Annotated in this window: 18 protein-coding genes; 6 read left to right on the forward strand and 12 right to left on the reverse strand. The window is 41.5% G+C overall.

The genetic code is table 11. From position 1 onward, the window contains the following. Positions 1-7: 7 nt before the first annotated feature. The 3 genes from KUG63_RS11415 to KUG63_RS11425 form a co-directional block, all read right to left on the reverse strand. Positions 8-427 carry an ExbD/TolR family protein gene (locus KUG63_RS11415; protein WP_015005654.1) on the reverse strand — a complete coding sequence of 140 codons (420 nt, stop codon included), beginning with the start codon at positions 425-427 and terminating at the stop codon, positions 8-10. Positions 428-432: 5 nt separating this feature from the next. Further along, positions 433-1,041: a MotA/TolQ/ExbB proton channel family protein gene (locus KUG63_RS11420; RefSeq protein ID WP_026362587.1), complete on the reverse strand. Its 609-nt coding sequence runs from the start codon at positions 1,039-1,041 to the stop codon at positions 433-435. An 87-nt stretch (positions 1,042-1,128) separates the two neighbouring features. After that, entirely contained in the window at positions 1,129-3,420 is a 2,292-nt protein-coding gene (locus tag KUG63_RS11425; RefSeq protein ID WP_287555403.1) for a DNA internalization-related competence protein ComEC/Rec2, read from the reverse strand. 136 nt (positions 3,421-3,556) lie between these two features. Here KUG63_RS11425 and KUG63_RS11430 point away from each other — a divergent pair, with 136 nt between their 5' ends. After that, positions 3,557-4,078, forward strand: a complete 522-nt coding sequence (locus KUG63_RS11430) for a DUF2062 domain-containing protein (RefSeq protein WP_015005651.1) — start codon at positions 3,557-3,559, stop codon at positions 4,076-4,078. Here KUG63_RS11430 and lolD read toward each other — a convergent pair. Together lolD and KUG63_RS11440 are read right to left on the reverse strand one after the other, a co-directional pair. Continuing rightward, complete coding sequence (gene lolD / locus KUG63_RS11435) at positions 4,046-4,726, reverse strand: lipoprotein-releasing ABC transporter ATP-binding protein LolD (protein WP_015005650.1); 681 nt, start codon at positions 4,724-4,726, stop codon at positions 4,046-4,048. The two genes, KUG63_RS11430 and lolD, sit on opposite strands and share 33 nt — an antisense overlap. Further along, on the reverse strand, positions 4,719-5,966 hold the full coding sequence (locus tag KUG63_RS11440; RefSeq protein ID WP_020162026.1) for a lipoprotein-releasing ABC transporter permease subunit: 1,248 nt from the start codon (positions 5,964-5,966) through the stop codon (positions 4,719-4,721). Before KUG63_RS11440 ends, lolD begins: the two co-directional genes overlap by 8 nt. 115 nt (positions 5,967-6,081) lie before the next feature. Here KUG63_RS11440 and KUG63_RS11445 point away from each other — a divergent pair, with 115 nt between their 5' ends. From KUG63_RS11445 to KUG63_RS11455, 3 genes are all read left to right on the forward strand, one after another. Next, the gene (locus KUG63_RS11445) at positions 6,082-6,384 is read left to right on the forward strand and encodes a hypothetical protein (protein WP_015005648.1); all 303 of its coding nucleotides are present in this window, start codon (positions 6,082-6,084) and stop codon (positions 6,382-6,384) included. Positions 6,385-6,742: 358 nt separating this feature from the next. Beyond that, on the forward strand, positions 6,743-10,138 hold the full coding sequence (mfd, locus tag KUG63_RS11450; protein ID WP_084709545.1) for a transcription-repair coupling factor: 3,396 nt from the start codon (positions 6,743-6,745) through the stop codon (positions 10,136-10,138). 5 nt (positions 10,139-10,143) lie between these two features. Beyond that, complete coding sequence (locus tag KUG63_RS11455) at positions 10,144-10,782, forward strand: CsiV family protein (RefSeq protein WP_020932759.1); 639 nt, start codon at positions 10,144-10,146, stop codon at positions 10,780-10,782. A 28-nt stretch (positions 10,783-10,810) separates the two neighbouring features. Here KUG63_RS11455 and KUG63_RS11460 read toward each other — a convergent pair whose 3' ends face one another. Genes KUG63_RS11460 through nagZ form a run of 4 tightly spaced genes read right to left on the reverse strand, consistent with a single transcriptional unit; the run spans position 10,811 to position 13,907 of the window. Further along, on the reverse strand, positions 10,811-11,518 hold the full coding sequence (locus KUG63_RS11460) for a DUF3581 family protein (protein ID WP_015005645.1): 708 nt from the start codon (positions 11,516-11,518) through the stop codon (positions 10,811-10,813). 37 nt (positions 11,519-11,555) lie between these two features. After that, positions 11,556-12,308, reverse strand: coding sequence for an S-methyl-5'-thioinosine phosphorylase (locus KUG63_RS11465; RefSeq protein ID WP_015005644.1), 753 nt, complete (start codon positions 12,306-12,308; stop codon positions 11,556-11,558). Continuing rightward, positions 12,296-12,886 carry a hypoxanthine-guanine phosphoribosyltransferase gene (locus KUG63_RS11470; protein WP_287555405.1) on the reverse strand — a complete coding sequence of 197 codons (591 nt, stop codon included), beginning with the start codon at positions 12,884-12,886 and terminating at the stop codon, positions 12,296-12,298. The genes KUG63_RS11465 and KUG63_RS11470 overlap by 13 nt, the downstream gene beginning before the upstream one ends. After that, positions 12,873-13,907, reverse strand: coding sequence for a beta-N-acetylhexosaminidase (gene nagZ / locus KUG63_RS11475; protein WP_015005642.1), 1,035 nt, complete (start codon positions 13,905-13,907; stop codon positions 12,873-12,875). The genes KUG63_RS11470 and nagZ overlap by 14 nt, the downstream gene beginning before the upstream one ends. Before the next feature lie 64 nt (positions 13,908-13,971). On the opposite strand from nagZ, the gene fliL reads away from it, so the two are divergent. Continuing rightward, a complete protein-coding gene (gene fliL, locus KUG63_RS11480; protein WP_016389549.1) occupies positions 13,972-14,358 on the forward strand; it encodes a flagellar basal body-associated protein FliL in 387 nt (128 codons plus the stop codon). A gap of 1 nt (position 14,359) precedes the next feature. On the opposite strand, the gene KUG63_RS11485 is transcribed toward fliL, so the two are convergent. The 3 genes from KUG63_RS11485 to cysM form a co-directional block, all read right to left on the reverse strand. After that, positions 14,360-14,851, reverse strand: a complete 492-nt coding sequence (locus KUG63_RS11485; protein ID WP_016389551.1) for a L,D-transpeptidase — start codon at positions 14,849-14,851, stop codon at positions 14,360-14,362. Beyond that, entirely contained in the window at positions 14,852-16,180 is a 1,329-nt protein-coding gene (rlmD, locus tag KUG63_RS11490) for a 23S rRNA (uracil(1939)-C(5))-methyltransferase RlmD (RefSeq protein ID WP_287555406.1), read from the reverse strand. A gap of 67 nt (positions 16,181-16,247) precedes the next feature. After that, a complete protein-coding gene (cysM, locus tag KUG63_RS11495) occupies positions 16,248-17,135 on the reverse strand; it encodes a cysteine synthase CysM (protein WP_015005638.1) in 888 nt (295 codons plus the stop codon). Between the two features lie 138 nt (positions 17,136-17,273). Here cysM and KUG63_RS11500 point away from each other — a divergent pair, with 138 nt between their 5' ends. Further along, positions 17,274-19,001, forward strand: coding sequence for a TonB-dependent receptor plug domain-containing protein (locus KUG63_RS11500; protein WP_287555408.1), 1,728 nt, complete (start codon positions 17,274-17,276; stop codon positions 18,999-19,001). Positions 19,002-19,070: the final 69 nt, after the last annotated feature.

Below are 19,070 nucleotides of genomic sequence, written 5' to 3' on the forward strand. Positions count from 1 at the left end.
AACTACGTTATTGCTTTGGCACAGGCTGGTTCGCCGCAAAAGTAATATTTACAAAACCTAACTGACCAGCGGCATCTAATACCGTAATCACCGATTGATGTGTCGCTTGACCATCTGCACTAATTAACAAAGGTGGGTTCTTTTGATCTCCCGCAGCCTGCTTTAATGCTTTCTTGATAGTCTCCAAGCCTGAGTTGACGAGCTCTTTGTCGTTAATAAAAAAACGACTTTTTGAATCAATACTGACCTCTAAGGTTTTAGTCGCTTGCTTTTGCTCACCAGAGGCTTGCGGTAATTCAATTTTTAACTGTGTTTCACGATCAAACGTTGTTGTGACCATGAAGAAGATCAATAATAAAAAAACGACATCTATTAGAGGGGTTAAATTAAGATCAAAACCTTCTCTGTTTTTACGCTTAAAATTCATCTGGTTTACTCACGTTCCCCGTGCATCATTTCAACCAACTTAAGCGCCTCACTTTCCATTTTTATCACCAACTCATCAACCTTACCCCTAAAATAGCGATAAAACATTAATGAAGGAATCGCCACAGACATCCCCGAAGCCGTTGTGATTAATGCTTGAGAAATACCCCCCGCCAATACAGTAGGGTCCCCCACACCATTTGCTGTAATAGCAGCAAAAACATTAATCATCCCGATAACGGTGCCTAATAGGCCTAATAAGGGTGTAATTGACGCAATTGTACCAAGAGAGTTTAAATACCTTTCAAGCTCGTGTGCTACTTGGCGCCCTACTTCTTCTATGCTTTCACGCATAATTTCGCGGCCATGAGATTGATTAATAATGCCCGCCGCTAAGACACGACCAAGGGGTGAGCTATTCGAGAGGCTTCTCACTTTGCTGTTATCCAACTGGTTAGCCTTATGTAAAGACCATACAGAAGAAACCAGTTCACGCGGGAGTATTTTCTCACTATTTAATGACCAGAAACGTTCACCAATTATCGCCAATGAAACAATTGAACACGCAATAATTGGAACCATTAACCAACCACCTGACATCAAAATTTCTAGCACAGCACCCTCAATTTTCAATAATTTAATTACGCTGTCATATTACTGTATTTTTAAACTCTATTCACCTTTACAACCCGTTAAAATTTTTTAATGTCTCCAATTCCAAAACTTAGCCGTTTGCTCTCTAACACTTTCTATTCGAGGACCTTGATGATTGTAGAAACGTACTATAATTGCACCATGACGAGCCGTATCTAATCGACGACTACCTTGTTTTTCATATCGCTCGATAACCTCCTGCTTTGGAAACCCAAACCGGTTTTTATAACCAACTGGAAACAAAACAACATCAGGATCAACAGCCTTTATAAATTTTTCACTAGAAGATGTAGTACTACCATGATGAGGGGCAATCATTACATCTGCTTTCAATTGATGCCCTTTATATTGCAACAATGAATATTCCGCGCTTTTTTCGATATCGCCAGTTAATAAAACGCTGCCATTTACTGAACTGACCTTTAACACGCAAGATGCATTATTCCCTTCAAATAAGTTATCCGCAGAAGGGTTTATAAATTCAAATAAAACACCATTCAAATGCCAACTGATAGTATTTTCACAATGCAAAGGGTTATACCCCTTAAATAGTTCAGGAACACTGGTATAAAGGCGATTAACATCAAAGGTATTTAAAACGGTTTGCGCGCCACCTGCGTGATCATTATCCCCATGGCTAATAATTAATTGTTTTATTTGTTTTGTTCTAACCGAATTCAAATATGGAACAAGAACTCGAGATGCCAAATCGCTCTTTTCGCTATATTTAGCGCCTGTGTCAAATACCAAGGTATTATCTGCGCTATGAACAACCGCCGATAAACCCTGACCCACATCCAGTAAAACCAGCTTAAACTCGCCATAAGCTAAACTTTTCTCATGTATTGGAAACAACACCGGCAAAAAAAGAACACATACTAAAGGCTTAGGAATAAAACCTTTAGGCATCAATAAAAACACAACACCCACCATTGCGGTAATACAGGCAAAAATGGATACCTCCGGCATCATTAAGGTTGAATAGTCTACTGAAGCGAGAGCCTCTAAAAACTGCCATAAAACATCTATTAACAACGCTGAAAACTTTAAGGCATAAGCACCTGCAGATGGGGCTATCAATGCGATTAACAACGCAATAATTAACATTGGAACAATAGCAAAACTTACAAACGGTATGGCAACAATATTAGCCAACGGCGCAACCAATGAAACTTCATGAAAAAAATACAGCACCAATGGCATCAAACCAATCGATACCCACCACTGGGCATACAATAACTGTTTTATAAAACCAACTTTTTCCATACGCCCTACCACAGCATGCAGAATGATAAAAACCGCGCAAAACGACAACCAAAAACCAACCGACATAGGCGCCAAAGGGTCGTAAATTAACACCGCCAGCAAAGCCATTGAAATCACATGGAAAGGATTGTAATGTCGTTGCCAAAAAACACCTCCCATTATCACCACCAACATAATGAGAGCTCTTTGCGTTGGAATAGAGAACCCCGCCAACGCTGCATACCCAGTTGCTGCTGCTATGCTTACAATAATCGCACAGCGAGTCGCGCTCCCACGTAGAGTTGGCAGTCTAAGTACAAACCAGCGAACAACGCCAAAAAATAAAGCACTTGCCAAACCAATATGCAAACCCGAGATAGCTATCAAATGGGAAGTCCCAGTTTGCCGAAAAACGCGCCACTCACCAGGCGTAATAGATTGCCTATCGCCCAACACTAAGGCATTGATAATACCGGCCTGTTGTTGCTCATTAAGCGCCTCCTCTAAATATTTTTTTAACGATTCTCGCCAGTAACCAATAGCCCAACGAGAAGCTTCACCCATCCGTTGATTGTTAGTGCTTTTTCGAACATAACCGGTTGCTCCTATTTGTTGCTGAAATAGCCATTTTTCAAAATCAAACCCATGTGGATTTATCAACCCATGCGGTCTTTTTAGCTTTACTAATAACTGCCACCTTTCAGCAGAGCGCACTTGTTTATCTAGGTTATACCAATTGAGTCTAATTTTTGTTGGGGAGGCAACGATATTAGCAGGGCTTAGCACCTTATCCACCTTAAACAAAAAGCCAGTTGAGCGATCGGTTTGTATTGGCAGGCCAATGACTTGGCCACTTATCAGTACTTCTTTAGACTCTAAGTCTCTTGGCAAACCATTATTGTTTATCCAAGCAGCGTACCCAGTAGCCATAACAAAACCAAACAATAAAAAACTCAACCATTTGGCCCACTTATATACCCCTAATGCAACAAAAAAGGCTAAAATTAAAATGTATATTGGTGGTAAGGCGATTAACAATTGCACCGGTAAAATGCCTATGCAAAAAAACAACGTCATTTGTTGAAATTTATTCATTTAGCCGCATCCATGCTCTGCTACACTTGGCTTGCTTGGTCAACTCACAAGCACCCATCGTTATGACTTTTCCACCCTTGATTATTAAGCCCAATCAAACAAAGGTATCTTAAATTTAAGCTGTTTTTATCGTCACATGCCAAAAAGATTCATTAAAAAATACTTCCCCAACAATACATCGATAAAGGAACACAAACACCTAAAGGTCTTTGGTAGCTTATTACATAATCAAAACTTGTGGCACCTTAACCGCCGCTCTTTTGCAGGGGCGATTGCGACAGGTCTATTTATTGCTTTTATTCCCTTACCCACACAAATGTTAATTGCCGCAGCGGCAGCCATTTTTTTACAGGTTAACCTACCGGTTTCTGTTGCCACCGTTTGGGTCAGTAACCCGGTCACCATGCCCCCTCTTTTTTATGCCGCATACTCGGTTGGTGCGACCCTTATGGAAGTACCAATAGAGGCCCATGAATTTTCATTTTCAGTAGCCTTTATTCTCGACACTTTGGGGGCTAGCTGGAAGCCTTTTTTACTTGGTTGTTTTATATTGGGTTCTGCAACATCTGCCGTCGGCTATGTTCTTGCTCGTATTATTTGGAGACTTGCTGTTATCAAAAAATGGTTAGCTCGTAAGCATTCCATCATCAAGCGTTAAAACCCTATCCATTTTATTTGCTAACTCATGATCATGTGTCACTAACAGCAAACTAATATTGAGGCGTTGATTCAACTCCAACATTAATTCATAAATTTGCTCGGCTGTTTTTTTATCCAAATTACCCGTTGGCTCATCTGCCAAGACACAAGCTGGTTGCGTAACTAACGCACGCGCAATAGCAACACGCTGCCGTTCACCACCAGACAATTCACCATAACGGTGCTTTATCCTACTTTCTAAGCCTACCTGCTTGAGCATCTCGTCTGCTTTTTCTTGGGCAAGTGCAACACTCTCGCCACCTATCAACAAAGGCATCGCCACATTTTCCAAGGCACTAAACTCTGCCAGCAAATGATGAAACTGATACACAAACCCTAAACATTTATTTCTTAATGATGAACGCTCCACTTCTGTGAGTGTGGTCAGGTTTACGCCATTCATCATCACTTCACCTGAGGTCGGTTGATCTAGCCCCCCTAACAAATGCAACAAGGTGCTTTTACCCGAGCCGGACGACCCCATAATAGCAACTCGATCGCCCTGCTTTAGGCTTAAATCAATCCCTTTGAGCACAGGTACAATCAGGTCTTTTTCACCAAACGTTTTGGTCAGTCCTGAACAACTTAAAAAAACGTCATTATTCATACCGTAATGCCTCCGCAGGGTTCACTCGTGACGCCTGCCAAGCAGGGTAAAGCGTTGAAACAAAAGATAATAAAAATGAATACGTCGCTATGGTGGTCACATCCGACCAAACTAATTTTGACGGTAACTCACTAATGTAATAGATATCAGCGGGTAAGAACTGAACATGAAAGAATTGCTCAATGGTATGCACGATCATTTCAACATTTAACGCCAAACCAACACCTGCAGCCACGCCAACAAGGGTGCCAATCAGACCAATTAATGTACCTTGAACCATAAACACACCCATCACAGAGCGAGGTGTTAACCCCAGTGTTCTTAAAATGGCAATTTCAGACTGTTTATCCGTGACGACCATTACTAACGTCGACACAATATTAAATGCCGCAACAGCGACAATTAACATCAATATGATAAACATCACGCGCTTTTCAGTTTTAATCGCCTTAAAGAAATTACTGTGTTCCATCGTCCAATTAGAAATACTGTAATTCGGTGTCAGTGTTTGCGCAATTTTGCCGGTTACAACAGGCGCTTGAAACAGGTCATGCAACTTCACCCTAACCCCTGTCACGCCTTTGTTTAAACGTAACAGTTTTGAACCATCATCAAGATGAATAAAGGCTAAATTTCGATCGTACTCATACATGCCCACTTCAAACTCACCGACAACCGTAAAGCGACGCAATCTAGGCAATATACCTGCTGGCGTTGGCGTAACTTGTGGTGTGATGACAGTCACTTTATCACCCACACCCACACGTAAATAACGAGCTAATTCCGACCCAAGGACTATACCAAACTCCTTTGGTTTTAATAATTCCAAACGACCTTCAACCATTTTCTGGTTAATATCAGACACTTGATCTTCTTGCCCGGGTAACACACCCCTTAACAAGCTACCGCTGACTCGTTGATTAGCACTTAACATTACTTCCGCTCTTACAAATGGTGCCCAGCCAGCCACATCATCAGTTTCACTTAATGTATCACCTAAGACTTGCCAGTCTTGCAATGCATTGTAGTATTCAGAAATGGTAACATGGGACGCCATCCCTAAAATCTTTTCACGTAATTGCGCCTCAAACCCGTTCATCACCGATAGTACTGTAATTAGCGCCATCACACCTAGCGCGACACCCAGCATAGATGTCATGCTAATAAACGATATAAACCCCGAACGTTGTTTTGCTCGTGTATAACGCAGGCCAATAAAAATTTCGAGTGGTTTAAACATAGGTGCGAATTAGATCATATATTTAATTTGTAAACCTAACTTACTGTCTAGAGAATTATCAACATTTCATCAAGAGGTGATATATTAATGCTGGAAAACATATAGGGATATCAACATGACGTTTAAAAAAATCATTTTAGCCAGCATTTTTTGTTTCACACCATTGATCACTCATGCTGACGTTTTACTTATTGACGTGATTAACAAGGAACCAGCGAACACGCCAGCCGGCTTATTGAGACCCAAAAATGGGCAATCAATGGATACCGTGATCTCTCAATTTGGCAACCCCATAAGAATATACCCTACTGTTGGCGAACCACCGATTACCCGATGGCAATATGTCAAATTTTCTGTTTATTTTGAACACAACCTTGTTATTCATAGTGTTGTTAACAAGCCCAAAAAAGCACTTTAAAATAATCGGCAAAGGCTAAAGTCAGTTATAAATCAATTACCTATATTGTAATTTGACTTTACACCTGCACGGAAAAACCTTCATAAAGCATATAACCACTGTGGTCTCACCGTCTTTGCTTTAGATTAAGGTGCTCAATAACAACCCTTATTCTTATTAGACACACAGCCCTACTCTATACATTACACACAAGCTAACCATCCACTAACTGGCTGGCATGATCAAAAGGCACTGTCTCAACCAGTCAACCTAACTATTTCCACTTAGCGCTTTATTTAAGCCAAATGAAATACACCCCTTGTTTTGTTTATGAGAAAATAATTCTTTTATTTTTTCCATTTTTTACGTCTACTCAGCTATGCCAAACCTACCTACAAAATCCACACAATCCATTTCTTGGGGAAAATTCGAAGGATGCTCTGATGCCTTAACCATCGCAAACGCAGGAATGGAGTCGGAGCAATTACTGGTGGTTATTTGTTCAGATACCCAATCGGCACTGAGATTAGAACGAGAAGTTCCTTTTTTTCTAACCACGCCTTTGCCGGTTATTTATTTTCCAGACTGGGAAGTCTTACCTTATGATAGCTTTTCTCCTCTAGGCGAAATTATTTCTGAAAGGCTAGCGACTTTATACAAACTGCAAAGCCTAAATAAAGGCATACTCATTGTCACCACCGCTTGCTTACTACAACGGCTAGCGCCACGTGATCAACTTTTAAATGAGTGCTTTTCACTCTCAACAGGTCAACAATTCAATATTGAAAAAACCTGCCTAAATCTAGATAAATTAGGCTACCAGAATGTGCACTCTGTTCATGAATATGGTGAATACTCCGTTCGAGGGGCTATTTTAGACATGTTCCCAATGGGCAGCAAAAAGCCCTATAGAATTGATTTGTTTGATGATGAAGTAGAGTCCATCCGTACGTTTGACACCGAAACCCAACGCTCCATTGATAAAGTTGACTCCATTCAACTATTTCCCGCAAGAGAGTTCCCTATTAATGACAAAAGCATTCAACTTTTCCGCCAACAATTTAGAGACCAGTTCCCAAATGTATCTGATAAGAACACCTTATATCAACAAGTCTCTAAAGGTAATATCCCTAATGGTATAGAAAACTATTTGCCCTTATTTGTAGAACATACCGAATCATTTTTTGATTACATCCCGAAGGCCACTCTCATATTGCACGGTGATATCTTAGCTGCTGGAGAAACATTTGCCACACAGGTCATTGAGCGATTTCAACACAGGCAACGTGATATTGATCGCCCGGCATTACGCCCAGAATTACTGTTTCACGACTTAGAGAGCCTGCAACAAAGAATGGCCAACTACCCCTCTGCTTCATTACAAAGTGACATCCATGAAACAGAAAAAACAGCCTTAATCAATACCGATAAAAATGACCAGGCACACCCTTTATTAGACTTATTAAACAAACAAAAACATAAAACTTTGTTTGTTGCGGAGTCTGCGGGGCATCGTGAATCAATGCGTCAGCAACTACAAAAACTAAATGTACGCCCTACCCTCGTTGAAGATTGGGCGACGTTTGTTCAAAACGATGTATCCCCCTGCATTGTCGTTGCACCGATAGATGAAGGCCTTAGCTCCTCTACCGTCAGCATCATTACGGAAAACAACCTATTAGGCACACGTGTTCAACAACGTAGACGCAGACGGTCCTCCTCTAACCAACGACTTGAAAATGTATTTAACAGCTTAGCCGACCTTGAAATCGGCTCCCCTGTTGTTCACCAAGAACATGGTGTTGGTCGATACATCGGCTTGAAGCACTTAGTTGTAGACGAGATTGAAACCGAATTTTTAACCTTAGAATATGCCAATAGCGATAAACTCTATGTGCCTGTTTCATCGCTTAATTTAATTGGTCGATACATGGGCACCCAAGGGGATAGCGCCCCATTACACCGATTGGGTAGTGATCAGTGGGAAAAAGCACGCAAAAAAGCACTGAAACGTGCACGCGATGTCGCCGCAGAATTATTAGACATCCATGCTCGACGCGCCGCCAAACCTGGCCGCCCAATGGTTACTGAATCAACCGAGTACGATAACTTTGCCCGTGCATTTCCGTTCGAAGAAACCGAAGATCAAGCAACCGCTATTGAACAAACACTACATGACATGAGCCTTGCTAAACCAATGGACCGTGTTGTTTGTGGTGATGTGGGGTTTGGTAAAACAGAAGTGGCTATGCGCGCGGCCTTCACCTGTGCCAATAATCACTACCAAACTGCCGTTTTAGTGCCAACCACCTTACTTGCTCAACAGCATTATCAGAATTTTTCCGACCGTTTTGCCGATTGGCCCATTCGCATTGAAGTACTTTCACGGTTTGTCAGCAGCAAAAAGCAAAATCAAATTATTGCTGATACCGCCGAAGGGAAAGTTGATATTCTTATTGGTACCCATAAATTATTACAAAAATCATTAACCTACAAAAACCTTGGTTTAGTGATTATTGATGAAGAACAACGCTTTGGCGTGCGCCATAAAGAATATTTAAAATCCATGCGCTCTGAAGTGGACATGCTTACACTCACCGCTACCCCAATACCCAGAACACTTAATCAAGCCATGTCTGGATTACGCGATATTTCCATCATTGCAACACCACCACCGAATAGACATGCTATCGAAACCTTTGTATCTGAATGGAATAGTGGACTGATTCAAGAGGCCTGCCAACGTGAGATAAGACGCGGCGGTCAACTGTTCGTTCTCCATAACGACATTGCTACAATGGATAGGGTTATTCGTGACATTGAAGAACTAGTACCCGACGCCAATATTCGAAAAGCACACGGGCAAATGCGTGAAAGCGAATTAGAGCATATCATGCTCGACTTTTATCACGCCCGATTTAACGTACTGGTGTCTACGACGATTATCGAAAATGGTATTGATTTACCCAATGCCAATACCATTATTATTAACCGCGCCGATAAACTCGGTTTATCTCAATTGCATCAATTAAGAGGTCGGGTTGGCCGCTCTCATCATCGTGCATACGCATACATGATCGTACCGCCAGAAGGTGTTATGACTAAAGATGCAAAAAAACGTATTGATGCAATCCAAAGCAGTGCCGACCTAGGTGCTGGCTTTACCTTATCAACGCACGATATGGAGATTCGTGGTGCGGGTGAGTTATTGGGCGACAACCAAAGTGGGGAAATCCAAGAAATTGGCTTTACCTTATATACCGAGTTACTGGATAACGCAGTAGCCGCAATAAAATCAGGTAAGCAACCAGAACTTGAAGAACGTATCGAAACAGGACCAGAAATAGACCTGTCTGCCAGCGCATTAATCCCCGATGATTATTTACCGGACGTTCACACACGTCTTGTGTTGTACAAACGAATTGCTAGTGCAGATGATGCAGAAGAACTAAGGGACTTACAAGTCGAGATGATAGATCGTTTTGGCCTTCTACCAGACAGCACAAAATGCCTCTTTGGTATCAGCGAGATAAAACAACAGGCTAAACGTATTGGTATTGATAAAATTGATTTTGCCAAATCCAATGGGCGATTAATATTTTCAAATGCCCCATCGATAGACCCTGCAAAAATAATTGAATTGATCCAAACACAACCACAAATTTTTAAATTGGATGGACCTCAAAAATTACGTTTTAGTAAAAAACTTAATACCACTGAAGAGAAAGTTGAGTTTATACTCGACCTCATTAACTCTATCGCATTGAGCAAGTAATAAACATGACAGCAACACGATTATTTTCATATGCTTTAATTCTTATTGTGCTTTCATACAACATTCAGGCGTTTGCCGACAATGAAAGCTCATCTCAGCCAAGCACTTGGTACAGTATTGAGTACCTCATTTTCGAAAACAAATCATTGAGTAACCAAACGTTAGAGCCTTGGACAAGCGCAGCCTTCAAAATACCTGACAATGCCATCAGGCTGAGCAATGTATCTAGCAATACAGCCTTTAAGCCTTTAGCACCCAACCAACAACAACTTTACGGCGTTTATAATCGGTTAGAAAAGCTATCCTCATATACACCCATCGCTCATGCGGGGTGGGTTCAACCACTTCAACAAAAAGGCGAGCGGAAGCCTGTACAAATTAGCCACCAAACTGGGCCTTTACAACTTGAGGGGACACTTACTTTTCACCGTGGACGGTTTTTACACCTAGACATTGATTTGCAGTTGAGTGAGATGAACTCGTTAGCGATAACTCAAACCAATCTTTCACAACGTTTTCATGAACCTGTTACCTTATACCGATTAACAGAAACTCGGCGAATAAAAACGGATGAATCACACTATTTTGATCATCCGCGTTTTGGTATTTTGGCTATTGTGAAAAAAATTGACTCGCCTAATTAACCCACTCAACAAAAGTTAACTGATACAGCTAGCTCACATAGGCTAATTTAACCGCATTATATTCATCTACAATGCTGTCAATCGCCGATTGTTCAAAAGGCCTCAAACCGCTGACCACCATATCTTTTGTACCATGCCCTATGGCTTGACCATCCACAAACAAATTAAATTCAAGCTTCACACTGCCTTTTTTACCATCAACACGCATCGACGCACCAGAAAACTCGAGATCCAATGAACCTTCTAGAAACGAATGAATTTCAATGACCATATCTTTATAAATAATTAATGGCCGAGCAGGGTTAATCATCACCCCTTTCTTTTGCATTAAATCGATAAGTATTTCTGGAAATGTTCGACCTGAGAATTGAACATATTTCTCAATCAAACTCGAAATAAACTTATCGTTGTTGCTCTGTTCCCCAGAACACTGAACCGTCATCATCGACTTATTATTTTGATCAGACAAAATAAACTGCTCACTCAGCTTCTCAGGCAAAGTAACAACCGTTTGCTCGGTCACCATGCTTTCAAAGCTAAAACGCATTGATTGGCTAACACCTAATTCCGTTAACGCTACCGCAAATAATAAATCCCCTGGTACACAAAATCGTTTTGTCTCAACATCATGCAATGGGTTAAAGTCACCAGCTACTGATTTAGCAAAAAGGCTGGCTTGCTGCCTTGTAAAACTAACTTTTTGATCGTCTATTTTATAAAACTTTTTTATATCCATGATTATGATTTTTCGTTAAGACCAACAGAATTATACGTTATTCATCCACTTTCATTTCATATACCAGCACTTTCAATAAATGCTCCACTTTGATCATGCCCGCTTCTGCATGGCCTTCTATGTCTCGCATACTAATTTCACCACCTTCTAAACCTGCCGCCCAATTAACCACCAAAGCACAGCAGGCATAATTTAGTGCCAACTCTCTAGCTAACGCTGCTTCAGGCATGCCTGTCATACCAACTAAATCACAACCATCGCGCTCTAATTTTATTATTTCGGCTGCCGTTTCTAACCTTGGGCCTTGCATACAAGCGTAAACAGCTTTGTCGAAAACAGCGATTTCCGCTTTATACATTGCGCGCTTTATTTTTTTTCTCAGCTCCACCGAATACGGGGTTGTAAAATCTATGTGAGTAACGTGCTCTAGATCATCCTCAAAGTACGTTGAGGCTCGCCCCCATGTATAGTCAATTAACTGATCTGGCAGAACAAGACTTGCGGGTGGCATTGATCGATTAATACCGCCAACAGCAGCGATTGCAACAACATCCGTTACACCCACTTCTTTCAAGGCCCACATATTTGCCCGGTAATTAATTCTGTGTGGTGGAATATTATGACCATACCCATGACGTGCCATAAACACAATATCAACGCCATTTAATTCACCAAAAGTGATCGGTGATGAAGGTTCACCATAGGGGGTTTTAACCACTCGCTTACGGACACGCTCCAAATTAACAAGTTTGCTTAAACCAGTGCCGCCAATAATCGCTAGCTTTGACATACTAGTTCCTCAATATTTTCTGGGCAGGCATATAAACCATTTATGTTTCTTAGGTAGCCTTTGTAATCCATGCCTAAACCAAACAAATATTGCTTACCACTATGGTAGCCAACAAAATCAGCCCGCAAGGGCTTTTTCTTGTTTAAATCTTTATCCACTAAAACAGCTGTATAACAAGAGACAGCACCTTGTTCCTCGCAATACGCTTTTATATGCGCCATTGTGATACCTTCATCCAACACATCATCAACAATAATAACTGTTCGACCTTGTATCGGCGTGGCGGGAAGTTGTTTCCACTCAAGTTGCCCCCCAACCAGATCACGGTGGTAACGTGTCACATGGATATAATCAACTTCTAATGCGAAATCCAATTTAGGTATTAAGCTACCAACGGCTACAATTGCACCGGTCATAACGCAAAGAATAAGTGGGTTCTTATCCCCACATTCTTCAGTAATTTCAACGGCCAGTGCATTGTACATCTGCTCTACAGCTGCGCCATCCAACAAACAGATACTGTTTTTCTTTACCCACTCTATTTCTGTTAAAGGCATCATCAGCTTAGTTAAACCCATCAATGATCTTTCGGCATTGTTGCCACTTTAAAGAACCTTGAAGATGGCCTTCAGGAAGCCTTGTTGTCGGTCGCATTTTTTTTAACCTTTCGATAGAGTTAGTGTTTATTTCAACACCATTTAAGTGATCAATAACCTGTTCGGCTGCGGTTCGATCATTACAGATAAGTGCCATATCGCCACCCGCCTTTAACGCCTGCTGCGCTCGTTGCCCAATATCACCAACTACACTAGCACCCTGCATGGTCAGGTCATCACTGAATATAGCACCTTGAAAGCCTAATTGCTGACGCAAAATAGTTTGCAACCAAAACTCAGAAAAACCGGCTGGCATTTCATCAACCTGTTGATAAATCACATGCGCCGGCATAATCCCTTTCATTCCTGCTTGTATGAGCTGCCTAAAGGGGTACACATCATCTTGTAAAATGTCTTCTAATGATCGCTCATCAATTGGAATCGCAACATGAGAATCAGGTGCTACTGCACCATGCCCAGGAAAATGCTTACCGATGCTTGCCATGCCTGCTTCAGCCAGCCCTTGCTGGAATGCTTCAGCCACCTCAGCAACGATTTTTTTATCACTCGAAAACGCACGATCGCCTATAACATCGCTGCAAGCGTAATCAATATCCAGCACTGGTGCAAAACTAAAATCAACTCCCACCTGCCTCAATTCCATTGCCATTAACCAAGCCACTTGCCGCGCATAATTGAGAGCATTTTCCTTATCTTCCTGATAGCACTCACCTAACATTTGCATACAAGGGATGGGGGTAAACCCCTCTTTAAAGCGCTGCACTCGCCCACCTTCGTGATCAACAGCTAGCAACAACGGCTCTGCTCTTAAACGATGAATTTCATCACAAAGCACTGAGACTTGTTCAATACTGTCATAATTCCTTGAAAAAAGGATAACACCGCCCACTAGAGGGTGTTTAAGAACCTCTCGATCAACGGCCGATAATTCCACACTGTCAATATCAATCATTAAAGGCCCAAGGGGCATAGGCGATTTCATTTTTTTAGTCTATCCTTATCAATATAATTTTCTTAAATCAAACACATCGTTATTTGGAGCTGTTATGCGTTTTGTTGCTTTACTTTTAGGCCTTATGTTTATTTCCCCCTTCACTGTTGCCAATGAGGAAACTTCTGCAGAAGCCATCTATCTACCGCTGACACCTCAGTTCACTGTAAACCTATTGGGCGACAATCATTATTTGCGCACCAGTATTCAATTACAACTACGTAACGATGAAATAAAAGAGTCGATAGAGGCTCATAACCCTGCTATTCGCCACGCACTTATTGTATTGCTAAGCAATAATTATGTGGAAAATATTTCCAGCGGCAGCGATAAAATAGAATTACAAAACCGAGCAGTGCAAGTTCTAAACACCACACTAAAAAAATACGCTAAAAAAGAAGGCGTAGAAGCTGTCTTTTTTACTGAGTTTGTTTCTCAATAAACTATTCATTAATTAACACACTAGACCCAACCGATACCCGATCAAAAAGCTCAATAACATCTGTATTTAACATTCGAATACATCCATGTGACGAGGGTGTAGAGGTCACCAGTTCATCAGGTGCACCATGAATATAAATATAACGCCGCATCGTATCAACCTGACCTAAACGATTTTTGCCTTTTTCTAAACCAGACAGCCACAAAATTCTAGTCAATATCCAGTCTCTATTCGGCTGGCTTTTTGCAAAGCCATGTTGGTAAATTTCACCTGTAAAACGGCGACCTACAAACACACTGCCTGACAACTGACCAGCACCTATTTTTGCGCGAATGATATGTTTCCCTCGTGGGGTACACTCACTGCCAAACAGTTCACCGGCACCATTTTTTGCGGTGCATACCGGATAGGACTTAATCAATCGATCACTATCATATAACGCTAATAACTGATCGCTAATACTGATTATTATGTTCAGTTTAGGGCGATTCATTTATTTTTCAAATAACGCGATCGATTCGACATGCGAGGTATGCGGAAACATATCCATGACACCGGCCTTTTTTAATGTATAGCCTAATTCATTCACTAAAATAGCTGAATCACGTGCAAGCGTAGATGGGTTACAAGACACATAAAGCACCTGTTCAGCGCCCCACTTTGGCAAATAAGGTAGGATTTCTTTTGCGCCTAAACGAGGTGGGTCAATTAATACTTTATTGTATTTTTTCTTCGTCCAAGGTTCCTCAGCGACAGCTTCCATTAGATTAGCGGTATAAAAATCCACGTTGTCCAAGCCATTCTTATCGGCATTTTGTTTTGCCCGTATAATCAGCTCATCACTGCCTTCAACACCGGTTACATGACCTGCCACTCGAGCCATTGGTAGCGTAAAGTTTCCTAAACCACAAAATAGATCAAGCACGTTATCATTTTCATTTAACGCTAGTGTTTCTAGCGCTCTATTAATCATAGAGCGATTAATATCAACATTAACTTGAACAAAGTCGCTAGGGCCAAAGAACAAACTTACATTATTCGGCAATTGGTAACTGAGCGGTGCTTTTTCACCGCTTAATGGGACAATGGTATCTGGGCCTTTGGATTGGGTATAAATATCTACATCAGCAGACACTTCAAAACGTTTTAATACCGCTATATCCTCTTCACTTAACGACTCGAGAATTCTAAAAACTAATGCTGTTCGGCTATCGCAAATAGACACTTCGATCTGCGGAATTTTATCTTTAATCGATAAGTTACCAATCAACGATGACAAATCCTTTAGGCGTTGCCCAACTGAGGGATGTAACACCTCACATTTTTCAATTTCAGCCAAAAAAGGGCTGGCTTTTTCTCTAAACCCTACCAGCACTCGGCCTTTTTTTACGACATCTTTCACGCCTAAACGCGCCCGGTGACGATAACCCCAAAAAGGCCCTGTTAACGCAGGCCATAACTCAACATCTTCGAGTTTAGCTATGCTTTTAAACTGATCGAGCAAAATGCCTTGCTTGGCAAGAATTTGTTTCTCAGGATCAAGGTGTTGAAAACTACAGCCACCACAAATACTGTAATGCTGGCAGCCCGGCTCAACACGGTCGTCAGATGCTTTTAACACCTCAGTAACACGGCCTTCGGCAAAATCTTTTTTCTTTTTACTGTATTCAAAAACAACGTCTTCGCCTGGTAGCGCACCTGCGATAAAAACCGCCTTATCATCTACATGTGCCACACCGCGACCATCGTGGGCTAACGATTCTATTGTTGCTGTTGCCGTTTCAGGCGGTAAGTTCTTTCTTCTATTTCTACGTCTAGCCATGTTGCTTTTAAAACCATCTTTCTATGTTAAATTAAATAAGCATTACATTTTAAACGTTAAACAAAATTTAATCCGGAAAAACTCCTGTCGAAATATACCGGTCACCTCTGTCACAAATAACAACAACAATTGTTGCATGGCTTAAACGCTTTGAAAGCTCTAAAGCAACATGAGTGGCCCCACCAGACGAGACACCACAAAAAATGCCTTCTCGCTGCGCTAAGGCTCGCATTGTCTGTTCGGCTTGCTGCTGATTAACTTCAAGAATGTCGTCAACACGTGAACGATCATAAATTTTTGGCAAATACTCTTCAGGCCAACGGCGGATTCCTGGAATTTTAGAATCACCTTCCGGCTGAACACCAATCACCTGAATATCATTATTTTTTTCTTTTAAGTACATTGAGGTACCCATAATCGTTCCGGTCGTCCCCATTGAACTAATAAAGTGGGTTACCTCTCCTGACGTGTCGCGCCAAATTTCAGGTCCCGTGCCGTTATAGTGCGATAAAGGGTTATCTGGGTTAGCAAATTGATCCAAAATCGTGCCTTTGCCCTGCTGCTCCATCTGCCTTGCTAGATCGATCGCCGCCTCCATACTGCCAGCGGCCGGTGTTAAAACAATATCGGCCCCGTAAGCCTTCATTGATGCACGCCGTTCTGCACTCATGTTATCTGGCATGATGAGTGTCATTTTGTAGCCTTTAATAGCCGCAGCCATTGCCAAAGCGATGCCTGTGTTTCCGCTAGTCGCTTCAATCAAACGGTCTCCAGGCTTAATATCACCACGTAACTCCGCTTGTTGAATCATGTTAATGGCAGGCCTATCTTTAACAGAGCCTGCTGGGTTATTACCCTCAAGCTTCAACAAAATAGTATTTGTTGTTGAGTCCATCCGCTGTAACCTGACGAGCGGCGTGTTTCCAACAAAATCTTCAATGGTTGGGTAAGTCATTTACTCTCTTTAAAACAAAAATTGGCACAGAAGACTATCATACCTTTACGACATAGCTAATAATTTTGAGTTATGTCCTTAAGGCCATCGACTTATGCTAAAATTTTTTTAAAAATTACATAAAAAAATAGTTGCCTAATGAAGATAGTTAAAAGCCCCCTTTTTGCTAGAAAAAATCTCTTATTCGCTTTTTATATTGCCTTCATCACACCTTTTGCCGTTGCAAATGAGATAAACGATTTATCTTTTTTTAATACCGAGATTCCTATTGTCTTATCTGCCACTCGGTTAGCACAACCACAAACCGAAGCACCGGCAACGATCACCATCATTGACCGTCAACTGATCAAACTATCGGGGGCAAAAGCCATTCCCGAATTATTTAGATTAGTACCCGGCTTTCATGTTGCTCACTTTCGTGGCAATGAACCTGTTGTTGCTTATCAGGGGCTTAGTGGTGAATTCCCCCAAGGCGTTCAAGTATTAATTGATGGGCGCTCTGTTTATAGTCCCCTTTTTGGTGGTGTTGACTGGTCAAATCTTCCTATCATGATGGAAGATATTGAAAGAATTGAAGTTATCCGTGGTCCGAACGGCTCCTCCTTTGGTTCGAATGCATTCCAAGCAGTCATCAATATCACCACATCACATGCGGTGCAAACAAATGATTTTCAAGTTAAAAGCACGCTCGGTGAAAGGGGCTATCAACGCACGCTCCTAACTGGTAGCCATTCCTTTGGAGATATCGACGTTAGACTCTCCGCTTCACACATTGATGATAACGGCTACGCCAATAATGATGACGATAGCCGTCATGACTCGCTGACCGGGCGATTGGATTACCAAATTACTCATCTCGATAGCTTGCAATTGAATTTCGGTATCATCAATACCTTAAGGGAAACACATACACCTGGCACTTTATTAGATCCTTTTGACCCACCTAGAAACACTGATGACTCGCAGCATTCAATTCATGCTAAATGGGATCATTCAACACCTGATGATCAACTGTTTATTACTCAAGCTTCCTATACCAGACACCTACACAAAGACAAATTTACAACTTTCTTTGATGCCAACAATATAGGTTTAGGCTTTATGGGGAGCTCCGTTAGTCGTCTCGACTTCACCGAGTACTTTGATCGATATGATATGGAATTTGAGCATCAATTTCATTTTAATGATCAAGTTCGCGTTTCTTGGGGCCTTGGCAGTAGAATCGATCGTGTCTATTTACCTCTTTTACAAAACTCTACACAGAAACTTGATAATTCTATTCAGCGCATCTTTAGTAATGTTGAGTGGCGCCCCGAACATAATTTAATTATCAACATGGGCGCACTTTGGGAGCATTCTCAATTATCAGGTGATGATCTGTCACCACGGTTGGCAGTAAACTACCTGCTAACGCCTTCACAAAGTATTAGGTTTTCTGCCTCTCATTCCATTAGAGCTCCAGTCTTAGTTGAAAATAATTTAAATGCCGATGCGTCAATAGAGTCTATTAGCATACCGGGGCTGGTATTGAATCAACCTTTATTACGAACCAAAGCTGGGCTTGACCCTGAAACAGTAGACTCACTCGAAGCAGGCTACCATGGTTTGTTTTTTAATAATGCACTCACCGTAGACCTTAAGTTATTTAGAAATGAGTACGACAACCTGATTGACGTAAAGGGCCTAGCAACTGACGCGACCCTGTCACTATTTGGCATCCCTATAGCTACCGCTGACCTTGGCACCAAAGTTCAAACAGTCGACAACCTGCATTATGCAAATATAAACGGCTATGAAATTGAACTGAACTATCGACCCGATGCAAATAACTTAGTTCACCTAGGGAGAAGTGGTTCCACTAATTAGGACAACCTGCTTAGGAGTTATTTTCCCAGTTAATCATGCCGCGATTAACGGCATGATGGTTTCATAATA

This window comes from Cycloclasticus sp. (genome assembly GCF_019090545.1).
Taxonomy (GTDB): Bacteria; Pseudomonadota; Gammaproteobacteria; order Methylococcales; family Cycloclasticaceae; genus Cycloclasticus; species Cycloclasticus pugetii.